Source organism: Blautia luti, from assembly GCF_013304735.1.
Lineage (GTDB): Bacteria > Bacillota > Clostridia > Lachnospirales > Lachnospiraceae > Blautia_A.
Genome location: NZ_JAAITI010000028.1, coordinates 26,128 through 43,342, shown reverse-complemented (window position 1 = coordinate 43,342; position 17,215 = coordinate 26,128). Strand labels below are relative to the sequence as shown.

Sequence of the window (17,215 nt, the reverse complement as noted above, 5' to 3'; positions counted from 1 at the left end):
TGGATAATTCCTTACTGGCTGTAAGGGATATTAACCATAAATATATTGTAGTAGAAAGGATGGTATACGATGGGAGTTTGTAAGAAGATAAAAAGGAAGGATGATCAGGAGCGGAATGTATGGGAGAATATCTCAGAAAAAAAGGAGGGCCGGGTCTTGGAACGGACCCGGCAGAGTATGAAAAGAAAAATAAGTAATGATCTATAAGATGAAAAAGCTTTGTGCTTTATTTGCTTAATAATATACCGTCAAAATGTGATGGAACTGTGAGAAGCATTTTAAAAATCTGTGATTAAAATCTAAATATCTCATAAAGTCTTATAAAATCCTGCGAAACTTCTCGACTGTTTGTTCAGACTAATCTGCAAGCGGATGTGAAAAAGGCCATAAGGATGGAAAATTCTGGAATTTACTCAAAAATACTAAAAATTAAGAGGACTTTTGCAAGGCGATACGGTATAATAAACCATAGCATAAAAATCTGAAGCGGAAATGAAAGGTGACGGATGGGAATGCCTGTCTGTATTCAATTCTGAGACCTTCAGATAAAAAGGGAGGAAATAGCTATGGAGAGAGTGTTTGAGGCGATCAACGGAGTGTTCAGCTTTATCGGTCCACTGTCTGATTTTCTGTGGGATTTTCCTACAAATTTTGACTGGTACAGCAGCATTCCCATTCTGGGAAACATATCCTTTGCGATCATACTGCTTCTTGGATCCGGAATTTTTTTCAGTTTCAGGATTGGGTTCATGCAGGTGACCTATTTTAAAAAAGGAATTCGGACTATGACCGAGAAACGTGTCGTTGAAACAGGAATTTCACCGCTGGCATCGTTTTTCTTAAGTTCGGCCATGCGTGTAGGACCGGGAAATATTCTGGGTGTAACAGGTGCTATTGCAGTGGGCGGCCCGGGAGCTTTGTTCTGGATGTGGATTTCCGCATTTTTCGGAATGGCAGTGGCATATATGGAAGGTGTCCTTGCCCAGATTTTTAAAGAAAAAAAAGACGACGAATTTGTAGGAGGTCTTCCTTTCTATGGAAGAAAACTTCTGGGAAACAAAGTTTGGATCGGAGTTTTTCTTTCCGTATTGTATATTCTGTACGCTCTTTGCTGTCTGCCTGCACAGGGATTTAATGTTGTTTCCTCAGTGGGACGTATGGCAGAGATTGTAACCGGAACAACCATCGCAAGCGGATCTGCCTTCTATTATATAGTAGGAGCACTGATCGTAGTTCTCACAGCAGCCATCGCATTTGGCGGAATCAAAAAAGTTTCCAAATGGACAGATATGATGGTGCCGGTGATGGCGGTGCTCTATATGGTAGTAGTATTACTTCTTATAATATTAAACTTTACCCGCATTCCATATTTCTTCGGAAGCGTTTTTGCAGGAGCATTTAAGCCGGACGCATTCTTTGGCGGTGTTTTTGGAACGGTTCTTGCACAGGGTGTAAAACGAGGCCTGATGTCCAATGAGGCAGGTCAGGGAACTATTACAATGTCAGCGGCGGCAGCAGATGCAAAACACCCATGTGAGCAGGGTGTGATCGCCTCCCTGGGAGTTTTTCTGGATACCATTGTGATCTGCACACTTACCGGATTTGTGGTAGTTATGGCTCATTGCTGGACCGGTGCGGATGCGGAAAACTGGCAGGCTCTTGATAAACTTCCGAAATATACGGAATCTATCGCTGTGCTGACTCCGGGAACTGCAATGAACGGAATCGTTACATTTCTTGTGACATTGTGTTTCTGTCTCTTTGCGTTTACCTGCCTTCTGGGAATGATCAGTTTTTCGGAAATCGCGGCAAATCGTATCCGCAAGGATAAGATCTGCATCAATATTGTACGTTGTATCGGCCTTTTTGTTGCCGCATTTGGAATCCTCTGCAATATTGCAGGACTGGAACTTGGAAACCTCTGGGCGTTTTCCGATCTGGGAAATATCCTGATCGTATATTTCAATGTTCCGATCGTGTATGTTGGCGCGAAATATGTTTTCCGTGCTACAAGACATTACAAAAAGAATGACGGAACCCCATTCACCTCAGAAATAATCGGCAGAAATGACTGCACTTACTGGGATGAACGTGCAAAGAAAAAATAATAAAATAACAGATCCCCTCATTGCAGAATGTGTCTGTAATGAGGGGATTTCTGCGTTTTTCCTTTTTGTTTGTAACATAGTAAAAAGATGTGTTATACTTAACCCTAAAGTGACTACATGGGGAGTAATTATGAAAACAAAGGATAAAGATCAGGGGATAGATTTTGTTATTGCCTGGGTTGATGGAAATGATCCGGAATGGCAGGAAGAAAAGAAAAACACCAGAATACAAAAAGGAATTTTCAGTGTGGATGACAGAAAGGAACGTTATCGGGATTGGGATAATCTGCATTATTGGTTCCGTGGAGTTGAGAAGTATGCACCGTGGGTAAGGAAAATCCATTTTGTTACCTGGGGGCATATCCCGGCATGGCTGGATACAGCGAATCCTAAACTGAACATTGTCAGACACGAAGATTTTATTCCCGGAGAATTCCGCCCTACATTTAACTCCCATACTATTGAATGGAATTTTCATAGAATTCCAGATTTATCAGAAAATTTTGTGTATTTTAATGATGATATGTTTTTATTAAAACCGATAACTGCCGAAGCCTTTTTCAGAAACGGCAGGCCGGTAGATATGATGGCTCTTCAACCGGATGTTGCCAATGCAGATGATGAAGTCATGCCATATATTTATCTGAATAACGCCATGCTCCTGGCGAAATATTTCGATAAACGGGATAATATAAAGAAGCAGCCCGGGGCATATTTTCATATAGGGTATCCGCCGATGTATTTCTTTTACAATATGCTGGAGATCGCTTTTCCCCGGTTCACTGGATTCTATACAGTACATGGCCCGTCACCGCTTAAGAAGAGTACTTATGAAAAACTGTGGCAGCTGGAACCGGAACTGCTGGGAAATGTATGCAGCCATCCGTTCCGGCATAAAGAAGATGTTAATCAGTATGTGCTGAGAGAATATCAGAAGCTCAGCGGAGATTTTTTTCCGGAGAATATACAGAAATTCTGCGGATACTATGATGTAGAAGAAACCAACGAAAAACTGATACAGACCATTATCGGGCATAAGAAAAAAATGATCTGCATCAATGACAGCAATCACGAAATTGATTTCGAAAAAGCCAAAAAAGAAATCAATAACGCGCTGGATCAGATTCTTCCGGAAAAATCAGAATTCGAACGCAAATTATAAACAGCAGGAAGAGAGGCATAAAGATGAATATTCTGTTGGTGGGCGGCTCCTGCAGCCTGATGGACAGCATGATCCTGAAGCTCCGGAAAGAGGGACACAGGGTTTTTTTGCTGACCGGAGATAAATACAGACATAATAAATATCAGAAAGTATTTGAAAGATATGACTTCGCCTATGACTGCGAAAATCTCAACGATATTTTGGAAAGTGTCAATGCAGACGTGACCATTCTTATGGGGGCATTTGATACCAATTACCGCTGGAATGGGGAAGAAAGAGAAACCGTGCATTTTATTTCTCATCTGGTAAATATTCTGGTAGCTTATTCTATGGCAAATAAGAAGCGGCTGATCTTTCTTTCTTCAGATGAAATTTATAATGGAAATTATAAGGATGATATAGAAGAGGAAGAAAAATTTTCCGGAATTGGGATCCGGGCAGATGCCTTGTCCCAGGCTGAGGAAATCTGTGAGAATTTCAGGATAAACCGGGGGCTGGATATCGTGACCCTGCGCCTGGATCATCTCTACAGCATTCCCAAAGAGAAAAAAGACATAAATAACATCTGCGCCCGGATGTGTCTGGACTGTCTGCGTGACGGGCATATCAAGGCAAAAGCAGATCATGTTTTTTCTATTCTTTATGAGAAAGATGCAGTGGAATATATTTACCAGCTTGTAAAAAATACAAAGCACGAACGCAGTCGGTACAATCTTTCTTCCAATGATGTGATCAGTGAGGTGGAGCTTGCTGCAAAGGTCCAGGAAGCCATGGGAACAGAATCCAACATTGCAGTGTTCTCAGACAGCAATGGAAGGTGCGTCTTGTCAGGAAGACGTTTTGAACAGGAATACGGTGTCCATGCATTTGGAAATCTGGAAAAAAATATCAAAGACATGGCTGCTTACATGCAGCGGCATAAAAATGTTTTTCTGAATGAAGATGAGCTGAAGCTTCCCTGGTGGAAGGTTCTTATCGAGAAATGGAGATGGCTGATCAAAGTGCTTTTCCCGTTTTTCGAAAACATGGTCTGCTTTATTCCGTTTTTTATGATGAATAACCGGACTGTAGGAAGCGAGTATTTTGCAAATCTTGATCCGTTCCTTTTGTATGTGCTGCTTTTTGCCATTGTGTACGGACAGCAGCAGGCTACTTTTTCTGCAATACTGGCGGTTGCAGGATATATGTTCCGGCAGATGTATACGCGGAGCGGATTTGAGGTACTTGTGGATTACAATACCTATGTGTGGATCGCCCAGCTGTTTATCTTGGGACTTGTTGTAGGATATATGCGTGACCAGATCCGTACCATGCGTCTGGAAAGCCAGGAACTGGAGGAACATTTGAGCAGGCAGATTGCAGATATCCGCGATATCAACGAGAGTAATGTCCGTGTAAAAGAAATCATGGAACAGCAGCTGATCGACCATAAAGACAGTATCGGTAAGATCTACAGCATCACAGCAGGACTGGAACAGCGTATGCCCGATGAAGTTATTTTCTATGCGGTAGAAATGCTGGAGAAGCTGATGCAGACCAAGGATGTAGCTCTTTATAATGTAGTCAACAGAGATTACGCCCGTATTTTTTCCGCAAGCTCAGATAAGGCAAGAAGTCTTGGAAACTCTATCCGTTATAAGGAAATGACGGAAATATACGATGCCCTGACTGAGCAGAAGGTATATATCAACAAAAATATGGACGAGCGTTACCCGCTGATGGCCAGAGGAATTTACGAGGGCGGCGAGGTTCAGATGATCATCATGCTCTGGGGATTACGCTGGGAAAAAATGACTCTTGGCCAGGCAAATTTTTTAACTGTTGTCAGCTATCTGATCCAGAACGCGATGCTCCGTGCACAGAGATATATGCAGGCACTGGAAGATCAGCATTACAGCCGGGATTCTGAAATTCTGGAGCCGGATGCTTTTGAATCCCTGGTACAGGCTTATATGAATGCAGAGATTAAGAACCTGGTGGAATGTGTGCTTGTAAAAGTGGATATCCCAAAGGAACAGTACCGTGAGATCGATGAGCATATGTCAGGACAGTTGCGAGACAGCGATTATCTGGGAATCATGCCGGATGGAAATCTTTATATCCTGCTTACAAACACAACAAGAGAAAGTGCTGTGATCGTACAGGAACGATTTGAGAAAAACGGTTATAAAACAGAATGTGTGGAGAAGATGGCAGTATGTCACAAAGAATGAAATTATTTATTTTTCTGCTGATCGTAAACTTAATTGTTATTGTGATCTATCTGGTCTGGAATCATATCCGGAGAAAAGAAAATCTCCGGAGTGTCTGGATGAAGGCGGTCATGATGTTTCTGTGTCCTGTAGTCGGGCCTATGTTTGTGCTGCTTTCTTTTATCCTGTTTAAATTGTTTTCATCACAGGGAATGGATCTTTCGGATATTGTGTTCAGTAAGGACAGAACAGAGAATTTTCTGCGCCCGGACGAAGAAATGGAACGAAATATGGTATCTCTTGAAGAAGCACTGGAAGTTACAGACAAAAAAAGTCTCCGTACTCTGATGCTGAATGTGATCAGAGGAGATTACCAGAATTCCCTGTCCTCTATTAACCTGGCATTGAACAGTAAGGATTCTGAGACTGCTCATTATGCAGCATCCATTCTCCAGGACGTGCTGAATAATTTCCGAAGCCAGGTACAGAAAAAATATCTTCTGTGCCAGGAAGAAAACGAGCAGCAGGTTGAAAATTGCGTGAATCTTGTGGAGTATATGAATCCCATCCTGGAACAGAAAGTACTCACAGATATTGAGCAGAAATCCATGACAGATAAGATGCAGGAAGTCCTGCAGAAAGCATGGGATCTGGACAAGATCAGGATCAGCAGCACAGTCTACGAAAAAGTCTGCCAGCGTCTGCTGGAAATCAAAGACTACGAAAAATGTACACTGTGGTGCGACAGAGCCATGGAACAGTATCCAAGAGTTCTTTCCAGTTACACCTGCCAGCTGAAGCTCTGTTTCTCCTGCGGAAACAAAGAGAAATTTTTCCAGGTCATGCAGGAATTAAGAAGTTCGGATATTATTATTGATAATGAGACACTTGAACTGATCAGAACGTTTATGTAGAAGTAAAAGGGTGAACAGATATGTCAATGACAACTTTGGTTATATTACAATTTGTGGGTATATTTGCTGCCTATACAGGCCTGACAGTTTTGCTTCCGGCAGTTATGTTTCGCAGAGTACTGAGAGGAAGACGATTGTCAGAGCAGTTTCTGATGTGTTATACATTTGGAAATTTCTATATTATAAATATTGTATTTGCGGTTCAGCTGCTTCATATTTCCAATTTTCAGACACTTGTACTGCTTACTGTGGTTCTGAGTGTGCTGATCTGGAGCCGAGTGAACCGGATTTCTCTGAGAAAACTTATCATAAAGAATGCAGAAGCTTGCAGAAAACTTCTCCAAGGCAGCATGGGAATAAAAGGAGCCTTATACAGAGTATGGCAAAAGTTCATCAGAATGCTGAAATATGTAATCAGTTTCTTTTATTGCGAAGTGGTATGTAATACCCTGCAATGGATATTGGCAGGTGCAATTGCTGCGGCGCTTTTCTGGGTTTACGGCAGACAGCTGATCCTTACTTATGGATATCGAGCATCTGATATTCCGGTACATCTTAACTGGATCAATCAGATGAGCCGGGGAAATCTTTTTGTAAGTGGTGTATATCCTTTTGGATTTCACTGCGTGGTGTATTATCTGCACACAGTTTTTCGGGTGGATACTTATGTGATCTTGTGTCTGTTTTATCTGGTACAGGTATTTTTTATTCATGTGGTTCTTCTTGCAATGCTGAAAATGTTGTGCAGATCTTTGTATTTTCCGTATGCAGGAGTACTTGTATATATACTTGGAAGCTTCTGGGCAAGGCAGACATATTCGCGTTTTGGTGCTTCATTGCCCCAGGAATTCGGTATGATCTTTGTAATCCCGTCTATATATTTTCTGATCCGGTTTTTTCAGACAGAAAAAGAAAATTTGAAGACAAAAGAGACAAAACTGACACTTGGGTGTTTTGCCATTGCGTTTTCGTTGACATTAGCTATTCATTTTTACGGAACTATGATTGCGGGACTCTGCTGCATCGGAATTGCTGTTGGATATGTTTTTCGCTTCTTGAATAAAGAGTATTTTCGTCGTATTATGATGACGGGAATTATCAGTGTATTTCTGGCTGTTCTTCCAATGACGATTGCTTTTGCAGGAGGAACACCTCTTCAGGGCTCGCTTGGCTGGGGACTTAGTGTTATTAATGGTGGAAACTCTGATACAAAACAGGAAGAAAAGAATATACAGGAAGAAAAGAATATAGATATACAGAATATGACAATAGAAGAGATTGCCGCGAGTTTGAACGGAGATACGGAAAGTACAGGAAATGCAGGAAACGCGGCAGTACAGTCCCAGACAAATACTCCAGTTATTACGGAAGCACCGAATCCTTCTCTTAGTGAAAAAGTGGGGGAAATTCCGGAAAAAATAAAAAATGTATGGAATATGATGGCTCAGCGACTCCGGGAGTTTATTATTAATTTACCGGAGAAATGGTGTGCGTATGCTGTGCTGACGGGAATTGGAGTATTGATTCTGCTAGGATTGGTGTTTATTATTTTTCGCAGGACTGCTTATGGTGAAATGCTGATGTCAGCAGGATTTTGTATGGGAATTCTGACTTTACTGCTTTGCGCGGGAAATCTGGGACTTCCGGTTTTGATGGATCCGACCAGATGCAGTATTTACTATGCATATCTTCTGGTTGCTGTGCTGACATTATTGGGAGATGGAATTCTTTACCTGATATTTATGCCCAGGATTTTGAGAGTCATTCGAAATGCAGCAGCTTTAGGACTGACAGTGATAACTGTAGCAGGAATGATTCACCAGGATCTGATCAAAACACCAGATTTTTTGTCCGGCTATGTATCAAATGGAGCATTGACCTGTCTGACAAATATTATCAGGGAAAATGAAGATAAGACATGGACTATTGTATCAGCCAACGATGAAACTCAGATGGGCCTGGATCATGGATGGCATTATGAGATAATCACTTTTTTACGTAAGCTGGAAAAGATGGATAAGGACACTAAGGTAATTATTCCTACGAAGAATGTATATTTCTTTATAGAAAAAATTCCGTTGGATTATTCTGTGGTGTATTCTGGAAGTGGTCAGTCCATCTCAAAAAAAGGGGCCAGTCAGAATTTGCCAAATGTTGGTGGAATTTCCATGTATCAGGGAGAAGGAAGATGGATCCTTATGTCCAGAATGTATTACTGGGCACAGGCATTTATGGAAAAATATCCAAATGATATGAAAGTATACTATGAATCCGAAGATTTTATATGTTATGTAATGCCTCAGAATATGTATCATCAGTATAATTTTGCTATAGATTACGGATATAATCAGGTTCAGACACAGGAGGCTATTAACAGTTAAATATAAATTATAAAATCATATAAGTACATGTTGAGTTTTATAAAATATTAGAGCAGAATATTATTGAAAAGAGTTGATGCTTTGGGTAAATATTATTCTATACATGAATTTTCAAAAATTATAGGCGTATCCGCCCAGACATTACGAAATTGGGATGCCAATGGAAAACTTCATCCGCATCATACTACAATAAGCGGCTATAGATATTATTCTGACGAGCAACTCAACCAGGTAATAAATGTAAAGCCTAAAAATCGCATTACAATTGGATATTGTCGCGTTTCCAGCCATAGACAGAAAGATGATCTGGAACGACAGACTGATAATGTTAAGACATATCTTCTGGCAAAAGGACAGCTATTTGAGATAATAAGTGATATCGGTTCCGGAATTAATTATAAGAAAAAAGGACTCCAGGAATTGATCAGGTGAATATCTCAAAATCAGGTTGAAAAGGTTGTTGTTTTATATAAAGATCGGCTATTGCGATTTGGTTTTGAATTGATAGAATATATCGCTTCGCTTTATAATTGTGAGATTGAGATCATTGATAATACTGAAAAATCCGAACAGCAGGAACTTGTTGAAGATCTGGTTCAGATAATCACAGTATTCAGTTGCAAATTACAAGGAAAACGAGCGAATAAAGCCAAGAAACTTATCCGGGAACTGATACAGGAGGAAGCAGATGGTAAAAGCCATAAAAGCAATGTTGATACCAAACAATGTACAGAAAACTAAGATGTTTCAGTACGCAGGTGCTTCAAGATTTGCTTATAACTGGGCTTTGGCAAGGGAAATAGAAAACTATGAAAAAGGCGGAAAATTCATTTCAGATGCAGAACTCAGAAAAGAATTTACAAAGCTTAGACATTCTGATGAATACGCATGGTTATTGAGTATTTCAAATAATGTAACCAAACAGGCAATCAAAGATGCCTGCACTGCTTATAAGAACTTTTTCAAAGGTTTGCAGAAATTCCCAAGATTCAAGTCAAAAAAGAGATCAATGCCGAAGTTCTATCAGGATAATATTAAGATACAATTCAGCAATACTCATGTTAAGTTTGAAGGATTTTCTTCGAGCAGGAAAAGAAATAAACAAAAACTAAATTGGGTAAGACTTGCAGAGCATGGTCGTATTCCTACAGATGCTAAATACATGAATCCGCGAATATCCTTTGACGGATTGAACTGGTGGATCAGCGTATGTGTGGAATTTCCTGATTGCATAGAAAAACTTAATGATGATGGAATTGGTATAGATCTGGGAATCAAAGATCTGGCTATTTGCTCTGATGGAGCTAAGTATAAGAACATCAATAAAAGTCAGAAAGTAAAGAAACTGGAAAAACAGAAACGCAGATTACAGCGTAGTATCTCTCGCTCTTACGAGAAAAATAAGAAAGGAGAAAGTTACTGCAAAACAAATAATGTAATCAAAAAGGAAAAACTTTTATTAAAACGAAATCACAGATTAACAAATATCCGTAAGAACTATTTGAATCAGACTACATCTGAAATTGTAAATCGAAAACCAAGATTTATTTGTATTGAAGATTTGAATGTTAGTGGAATGATGAAAAATAGACATTTATCAAAAGCAGTTCAGAATCAGGGCTTTTTTGAGTTTAGAAAGCAGCTTGAACACAAGTGCAGAGATAAAGGGATTCAGCTTATTGTGGCTGATCGGTTTTATCCATCATCAAAGCTTTGCGATTGTTGTGGAAATATTAAAAAAGACTTGAAATTATCTGACAGAATTTATAAATGTGATTGTGGAAATGTCATTGGTAGAGATTTTCAGGCATCTATAAATCTCAAGGCTTATGGAGAAAGATTTGCAAGCTAACACTAAAACGTTAGTGCAAATATGTACGGGTACGTTAATCCGGAATTTACGCCTATGGAGAGTACAAGAACTTGTGAGTAGATAGATATTTATATCATCAAAAGCATACTCGTTGAAGTAGGAATGAAACATAGAAGTTTATAACTTTTTATAAGTTTTCAGTAACGGAAAATAATTAACATAATGGTTTCCAGAAGAAAATTTTTCAGCATAGCTATCATGATGTTCGTATTACTGTTTATGTTTCAGTTTTCCATGGTGCTGAGGGACAGGCAGAATACTTATGATGTAAACTCAAATCTTGCACCAAAACAGAATGATGGAAAAAATGTCTGGAAAAACGAAGAACTCGATCCTGCGTCTGTGGGAACAACGGACAGAAGGTATGTACTTTTTGTAGGTGATTCGTCTTCTGATATGGCAGAGGCTGTAAGCAGATGGTGCACTTATGCAAAATGGGATATTTCAAAATGCAGTTCCATGGAGAAATTTAAAGAGAATGACAAAAATCTTCCGGGAATGCTGATCTTGGAGTCCGAAAAGTATGCACTTGATGATAATCTGAAAAAAATAGAAGAACTGGAACAAAAAGGTGTGATTATTGTCTTCGGATGTCTGGAAGATCCGAAGAATATTGAAAAGAATCAGGAACTTCAGGACTTTCTGGGAATTTATAAAATCGTCTCCAAAAAAACAGAACTTACAGGGGCAAAGCTTTTTGAGGGGCTGCTTCTGGGTGGAGAGGTAATTTATGAAACGCCGGAAGATAAAGATGAAAGAGATCGACAGGATCTGCAGCTTAATGTGCCCTGGTATCAGGTTGGCAGCGGAACCAAGACCTATATGGTCGGACTCCTGGATCAGTCCAAACAGAAGGAAACGGTAGAAAATGAAGAACTTCCCACACTGATCTGGAGAAACGGAATCCGGAACGGAAGCATCTTCTGTGTAGTTGGAGATTACATGAAAGACAGTACGGCACTGGGTCTTCTGGATGGCATGGTGGCAGAGGCATCTTCATATTACATTTATCCGGTAGTCAATGCACAGAATCTTTCCATGATCAATTTTCCTGTATTTGCAGATGAGAATAATGAACAGATGATGGAGTTATACAGTCAGTCCATAACAGGAATGGCCAGAGATATCATGTGGCCGTCACTTATATCCATTGTCGAAAAAGGCGGCTTGAAGATGAGCTGTTTTATGCAGCCGCAGACAAACTACGAGGATGGAATAGAGCCGACCAGCAAGAATCTGGTATTTTATCTGAAACAGATGAAAGAACAGAATGCGGAAGCCGGTTTGTCCCTGCAGTATAAAAATGCGGAATCATTAAGAGATAAACTGAATCAGGATGCTGAGTTTTTCCGGAAGGCTGACAGCAGTTATAAATACGGAGCAGCTTATACAGAAGAAAAGGATCTGGACACCGTCAAAGCTCTGATGAATACTGAATTAATGAAGAATGTAAGCACTCTGGTATGTGAATACACAGAGGATGAGCCCGTAATATCCTACTGTACAGATTCTGTAACCTTGCAGTCTGTCACAAGTGACGGAATGAATTATACCTACAGCGATGATATCCGTATGAGAAGTATTCAGAGCTCCCTGGGCTATACCAATGTTATGCTGAATATGCAGAAGATTTTCTGGCCGGAACGGAAAAAAGACCGCTGGCAGATCATGCAGAAACGTTTTTCCAGCAATCTTCTCACCTACTGGAAAAAATTTACCGGTTTTGACAGCACCACACTTTCCGAGAGCAATACCAGAACAAGAACCTTCCTGAATCTGGATTTTTCAGAGACCAGGACAGATGATGAGATTATTCTGAAAACATCTGAGAGCGGAAGCTGGTTTATCTTAAGAACCCATGGAGAAGAAATCGAAGAAATCGAAGGCGGCACACAGAAAAAACTGGAGGATAATGTTTATCTGATCCAGGCACAGGATACAACTGTGAAGATCCAGGTAAAAACAGCAGGACTCCATTACAGCAAATAAGAGAGGACACAGATGAAAGTTTGTATTGTGGCAGAAGGGTGTTATCCGTATGTAGTCGGAGGTGTATCCGGCTGGATCAACAGTTTGATAAAGTCATTTCCAAATGTGGAATTTATATTGCTGGCAATTGTAGCCAACCGTTCTTTTCGGGGAAAATTTGTCTATGAGCTTCCGGAAAATCTTACACAGGTTTATGAGGTATATCTGGAGGACAGTGAGTGGGAAGGCGGAGACAGAAAGAGAAAACGAAGAAAAAAAGTTCATATTTCCCGTAAAGAATACGATGAACTTCTGAACATGGTCCTGAACCGGAAAACAGACTGGGGCGTGATCTTTGATCTGTTTCATAAGAAACGTCTTTCTGTAGATGATCTTCTTATGGGCGAGGACTTTTTTTTGATCGCTAGGGAATGTTATAACAGAAATTATTCAAACATCAATTTTTCGGATTTTCTCTGGACACTGAGATCGATCTATCTGCCAATGTTCTGGACATTAAAGATGGATGTGCCGAAAGCGGATCTTTATCACTGTGTAGCTACCGGTTATTCCGGGATCCTGGGAAGTATGGCGAAACATTTTCATGGAAGCTCTCTTCTGATATCTGAGCATGGTATTTACACCAGAGAGCGTGAGGAGGAGCTGATCAAGGCTGCCTGGGTCAGGGGCGTATATAAAAATATCTGGATCGAGCAGTTTAAGAAGATGTCTCTTCTGGCCTATGAGAAAGCGGACACTGTCACCTGTCTGTATGATCATGCAAGGGAGCTTCAGATCGAGCTTGGCTGCCCGGAAGAAAAAATCAAAGTAACACCCAATGGTATCAACACAGAAGCACTGGCAGATCTTCCGGGAAAGAATGAAGAAGAGCAGCAGTTTATCAATGCGGGAGCTGTTCTCCGTGTAACCCCGATTAAAGACGTAAAGACCATGATACAGGCATTTGATTTTGCAAAAAAAAGGGTCAAAAATCTGAAACTCTGGATCATGGGACCTGCAGACGAGGATGTGAAATACGCTCAGGAATGTTATGATCTGGTGGAGTCCCTGGGAACAAAAGATATCGAGTTTACAGGAAGAGTTAATGTAAAAGATTATCTGGGAAAAATGGATTTCACATTGCTCACCAGCATCAGTGAGGGACAGCCGCTGACGATCCTTGAGAGCTATGCAGCTCATAAACCGGTTATAGCTACAGATGTAGGAAACTGCCGGGAGCTGATCTATGGCAGCAACGATGATTTCGGGGAAGCAGGGATACTGACACACATTATGAATATTGAGGAGATCGCCCATGCCATGGTGACGATGTCCTTACAGGAAGAAGAAAGATTGCGTATGGGAGAAGCCGGTTATAAACGTGTAAATGCGTTTTACCGGATCGAACAGATGAAAGCAGTGTATCAGGACATTTACAAAGGATTTTCTGATAAACAGGGACTTGAGTGGACGGAGGAGCCTTTCAGTATAGGAAAATAATAATCTCAGGACGGAGAGAATACATGGCTGGAATAGGTGTAAAACTGACAAACATATATAAAAAGAATACGCTGACAACAGATATCATAGGAGTTGGATACAGTACGGTCGTTACCATTGCGCCAATGCTTGTTGTGATCGGTGCACTTGTACTTATGGAATACTTTCTGGATTTTTCCTCTGTAGCTTATATTACAAGGGAACTGTTTTCCTGTACAGTGCTGTATATTTTTATTTTCTCATTGCTGACAGCATCACCGTTTAACTCTGTACTGTCAAAATATATGTCGGATGTGATCTATGAAGAGAAATATGAGGATATCCTGCCCTGCTATTATGTGGGAATGTTCATGAATATTCTTCTCAGTTCTGTGTTGGGAATTATATTCTGTGTTCGCGAGGTGATCGTGGGAAAGGTAGATATCATTTATGTTTTTACAGGATACTGCGGATATATAGCACTTGTCCTGGTGTTTTATTCCATGCTGTATCTGTCTATCTGTAAGGATTACAAAAAAATCTCGTTTTTCTTTGCAGCAGGCATGACAGTTACCTTCTTTCTGTCATTGCTTCTTGTAAAAATATTTCACTGGAGTATCACCTACGGAATGCTGTTTTCACTGGCTGTCGGGTTCTGGCTGATCGCCTGTATGGAAATGTCTGTGGTGCGAAGCTATTTCAGGGAAAACAGCGGAAAGTACAGAGAGGTTCTGGGATATTTCAGAGAATACTGGCCGCTGGTTGTAACTAATTTTCTGTATACACTGGGACTTTATATTCATAATTTTGTTTTCTGGACAACAGATTTTCACATGATAGTGGTAAAATCCTTTGTATGTGTAATAACGTATGATATGGCAACCTGCCTTGCGATGTTTACAAATATCTCTGCAAGTGTTATCTTTATCAGCAGAGTGGAAATGTATTTTCACGACAGATACAAGGCATATTCAGAGGCAGTTATCGGCGGAAGAGGAGCGGATATCGCCATTACGAAAAAAAGGATGTTCCGTACTCTTTCAGAAGAGCTGATGAGCCTTGCAAGAGTCCAGTTTATTATTACACTGGTGATCTTTCTGGTCTGTATGATCTTTCTTCCTCAGCTTGGTTTCGGAGGAATGACACTGAGGATCTATCCGTGTCTGGCAGCAGGATATTTTATTCTGTTTCTCATGTATGCAGAAATTATTTTTATGTATTATTTTAATGATATGAAAGGCTGTGTGCTGACAGGACTGGCATTCTGCCTGATCACGATGGCAGGAAGTATGATTTCCACACATTTTTCGGAGATCTGGTATGGTGCAGGACTTGTTGCAGGAAGTTTCGCAGGATGGACAGTAGCCTATATGAGGCTTCAGTGGATGGAAAAACATCTGGATTTTCATATATTCTGCAACGGACATCTGCTGAAAAAGAAAAAAGGAGACTGCCCATCGCCAAAAGTATTTGACAGATATGAGCAGTAGGAAAGGAACGAGAAAATGGCTTCAGGAGATATACTTAGATTATTTGTAATTGCGGCAGGAGCATATATGCTTGTAAAAGCAGTACTGTCACTTGCAAAAAGAAAAATGACAGAACCATTTTGCCTTGCATGGGTATTATTATCTGCGCTGATGATTCTTTCCGGTGTGCTTTTGAATCCGTCTCAGCTGGATCGGTACATAAGCACAAGAGGACTGATCCTGATCATCATCGTTGTATCAGGAATTTTATGGGGACTGTGGTTTATAAGCACCCAGGTATCCCTTCTGAAAAGACGGAATCAGGAAATGGCCATGCAGATATCACTTTTAAACAACGACTGTGAGAAAATACTTAAAGAGCTGGAGAAAATGAAAAAAGAAAAATGAAAAAAGTATTGTTTGTCATCAACACTCTTGGAGGTGCCGGAGCAGAAAAAGCACTTCTGGAGCTGCTGAAAAGATTTTCGCCGGAGCAGTATCAGACTGATCTTTATGTACTGCTTGAACAGGGCGAACTGATTAGTCAGGTGCCGGAGTATGTAAATATCCTGAACAGAGATTATACAGCAGAATCGGTTCTTACAAGAGAGGGAAAAAAGAAACTGAATAAAAAAGTTTTCAGGCGGCTGTTTACCAGAGGAGCTTTGTTTAAAAACATTCCGTATCTGATAAAAAATATCTCAGTTATGCTGAAACAAAAGAAAATTCATGCAGACAAGCTTCTGTGGCGTGTTATGTCAGACAGCGGAATGAGTCTGGATAAGGAGTATGATATGGCAATCGCTTATCTGGAAGGCGGTTCCACATATTTTGTCCATGATCATGTGATGGCAAAGCAGAAGTTCACATTTTTGCATGTGGACTATTCGTATGCAGGCTACAGCAGAAAACTGGATAAAAGCTGCTATCTGGATTTTGACAGGGTCTTTACGGTGTCCGGTGAAGTAAAAGAAAGCTTTGAAAAAATATATCCCGAGTGTGCAGACAGAACCTTTATTTTCCACAATCTGATCGACAGGAAGGAAATCATAAGAAAAGCAGAACTTCCAGGTGGTTTTGAGGATACATATAACGGAAAAAGGATACTGACTGTAGGAAGATTAACTGTTCAGAAAGCTTATGAAACAGCTATTGACGCAATGAAACTTCTGAAAGATCAGGGCGTAAATGTGCGCTGGTATGTGTTGGGAGAAGGCGAGCTGAAAGAACAGCTTCAGCAGAAAATAGACAGTCTTGGGCTTACCGGAGATTTTATCCTGCTGGGAGCAGAGGAAAATCCCTATCCCTATTATAAGCAGTGTGATCTGTATGTGCATGCTACCCGTTTTGAAGGAAAAAGCATTGCAGTACAGGAAGCACAGGTTCTTGGCTGTGCGATCCTGGTGTCAGACTGCAGCGGAAACCGGGAACAGGTAAATGATGGAATAGACGGATCCTTGTGTCAGCTGTCAGCGGAAGACATCAGCAGAAATATAAAAGAACTGCTGGAAGATGATGAGAAATGTATGCAGTACAGAAAAAATGCCTCTCGTCGGATCTCAGATAATCAGGAGGATGAAATGAAACTGTTTTGCTGCAGCAGGAATGACAGGAATGGAGCAGAGCAGAATACAAAAGTTCGATATATATAGCGTAAGAAAAGAGAAAG

The 17,215-nt window shown here is 40.5% G+C and carries 11 protein-coding genes and 1 pseudogene; all 12 read left to right on the top strand.

Annotated features, from left to right (window positions below; all coding sequences use genetic code 11):
* The first annotated feature begins 566 nt into the window (after positions 1 to 566).
* The 12 genes and pseudogenes from G5B06_RS13760 (at position 567) to G5B06_RS13705 (ending at position 17,198) form a co-directional block, all read left to right on the top strand.
* Entirely contained in the window at positions 567 to 2,108 is a 1,542-nt protein-coding gene (locus G5B06_RS13760) for an alanine/glycine:cation symporter family protein (RefSeq protein WP_173762245.1), read from the top strand.
* A 130-nt stretch (positions 2,109 to 2,238) separates the two neighbouring features.
* Positions 2,239 to 3,270, top strand: coding sequence for a Stealth CR1 domain-containing protein (locus G5B06_RS13755; RefSeq protein WP_173762247.1), 1,032 nt, complete (start codon positions 2,239 to 2,241; stop codon positions 3,268 to 3,270).
* Between the two features lie 23 nt (positions 3,271 to 3,293).
* Complete coding sequence (locus G5B06_RS13750; RefSeq protein WP_173762248.1) at positions 3,294 to 5,483, top strand: NAD-dependent epimerase/dehydratase family protein; 2,190 nt, start codon at positions 3,294 to 3,296, stop codon at positions 5,481 to 5,483.
* Positions 5,468 to 6,376 carry a hypothetical protein gene (locus tag G5B06_RS13745; RefSeq protein ID WP_244092617.1) on the top strand — a complete coding sequence of 303 codons (909 nt, stop codon included), beginning with the start codon at positions 5,468 to 5,470 and terminating at the stop codon, positions 6,374 to 6,376. Before G5B06_RS13750 ends, G5B06_RS13745 begins: the two co-directional genes overlap by 16 nt.
* A gap of 20 nt (positions 6,377 to 6,396) precedes the next feature.
* Positions 6,397 to 8,757: a hypothetical protein gene (locus G5B06_RS13740; RefSeq protein WP_244094576.1), complete on the top strand. Its 2,361-nt coding sequence runs from the start codon at positions 6,397 to 6,399 to the stop codon at positions 8,755 to 8,757.
* A gap of 81 nt (positions 8,758 to 8,838) precedes the next feature.
* Positions 8,839 to 9,498 (top strand): annotated as a pseudogene (locus G5B06_RS13735) (IS607 family transposase).
* Positions 9,446 to 10,609 (top strand): RNA-guided endonuclease InsQ/TnpB family protein, encoded by a 1,164-nt coding sequence (locus tag G5B06_RS13730; RefSeq protein ID WP_173772290.1) that lies wholly within the window; start codon positions 9,446 to 9,448, stop codon positions 10,607 to 10,609. Before G5B06_RS13735 ends, G5B06_RS13730 begins: the two are co-directional and overlap by 53 nt.
* A gap of 219 nt (positions 10,610 to 10,828) precedes the next feature.
* Positions 10,829 to 12,619 carry a DUF2194 domain-containing protein gene (locus tag G5B06_RS13725; protein WP_244092619.1) on the top strand — a complete coding sequence of 597 codons (1,791 nt, stop codon included), beginning with the start codon at positions 10,829 to 10,831 and terminating at the stop codon, positions 12,617 to 12,619.
* A 12-nt stretch (positions 12,620 to 12,631) separates the two neighbouring features.
* Positions 12,632 to 14,098 (top strand): GT4 family glycosyltransferase PelF, encoded by a 1,467-nt coding sequence (gene pelF / locus G5B06_RS13720; protein ID WP_173762252.1) that lies wholly within the window; start codon positions 12,632 to 12,634, stop codon positions 14,096 to 14,098.
* A 23-nt stretch (positions 14,099 to 14,121) separates the two neighbouring features.
* Positions 14,122 to 15,567 carry an exopolysaccharide Pel transporter PelG gene (pelG, locus tag G5B06_RS13715; RefSeq protein ID WP_173762253.1) on the top strand — a complete coding sequence of 482 codons (1,446 nt, stop codon included), beginning with the start codon at positions 14,122 to 14,124 and terminating at the stop codon, positions 15,565 to 15,567.
* Positions 15,568 to 15,582: 15 nt separating this feature from the next.
* Entirely contained in the window at positions 15,583 to 15,954 is a 372-nt protein-coding gene (locus tag G5B06_RS13710) for a hypothetical protein (RefSeq protein ID WP_173762255.1), read from the top strand.
* Entirely contained in the window at positions 15,951 to 17,198 is a 1,248-nt protein-coding gene (locus tag G5B06_RS13705) for a glycosyltransferase (RefSeq protein ID WP_173762256.1), read from the top strand. The genes G5B06_RS13710 and G5B06_RS13705 overlap by 4 nt, the downstream gene beginning before the upstream one ends.
* Positions 17,199 to 17,215 lie beyond the last annotated feature (17 nt).

Bases quoted from the DNA above. Each gene is read 5' to 3' on its own strand.
- G5B06_RS13740 (WP_244094576.1), top strand. From the start codon at position 6,397: ATGTCAATGACAACTTTGGTTATATTACAATTTGTGGGTATATTTGCT.
- G5B06_RS13745 (WP_244092617.1), top strand. From the start codon at position 5,468: ATGTCACAAAGAATGAAATTATTTATTTTTCTGCTGATCGTAAACTTA.
- G5B06_RS13710 (WP_173762255.1), top strand. From the start codon at position 15,583: ATGGCTTCAGGAGATATACTTAGATTATTTGTAATTGCGGCAGGAGCA.
- G5B06_RS13760 (WP_173762245.1), top strand. From the start codon at position 567: ATGGAGAGAGTGTTTGAGGCGATCAACGGAGTGTTCAGCTTTATCGGT.
- G5B06_RS13725 (WP_244092619.1), top strand. From the start codon at position 10,829: ATGATGTTCGTATTACTGTTTATGTTTCAGTTTTCCATGGTGCTGAGG.
- G5B06_RS13750 (WP_173762248.1), top strand. From the start codon at position 3,294: ATGAATATTCTGTTGGTGGGCGGCTCCTGCAGCCTGATGGACAGCATG.
- pelG (WP_173762253.1), top strand. From the start codon at position 14,122: ATGGCTGGAATAGGTGTAAAACTGACAAACATATATAAAAAGAATACG.
- G5B06_RS13705 (WP_173762256.1), top strand. From the start codon at position 15,951: ATGAAAAAAGTATTGTTTGTCATCAACACTCTTGGAGGTGCCGGAGCA.
- pelF (WP_173762252.1), top strand. From the start codon at position 12,632: ATGAAAGTTTGTATTGTGGCAGAAGGGTGTTATCCGTATGTAGTCGGA.
- G5B06_RS13730 (WP_173772290.1), top strand. From the start codon at position 9,446: ATGGTAAAAGCCATAAAAGCAATGTTGATACCAAACAATGTACAGAAA.
- G5B06_RS13755 (WP_173762247.1), top strand. From the start codon at position 2,239: ATGAAAACAAAGGATAAAGATCAGGGGATAGATTTTGTTATTGCCTGG.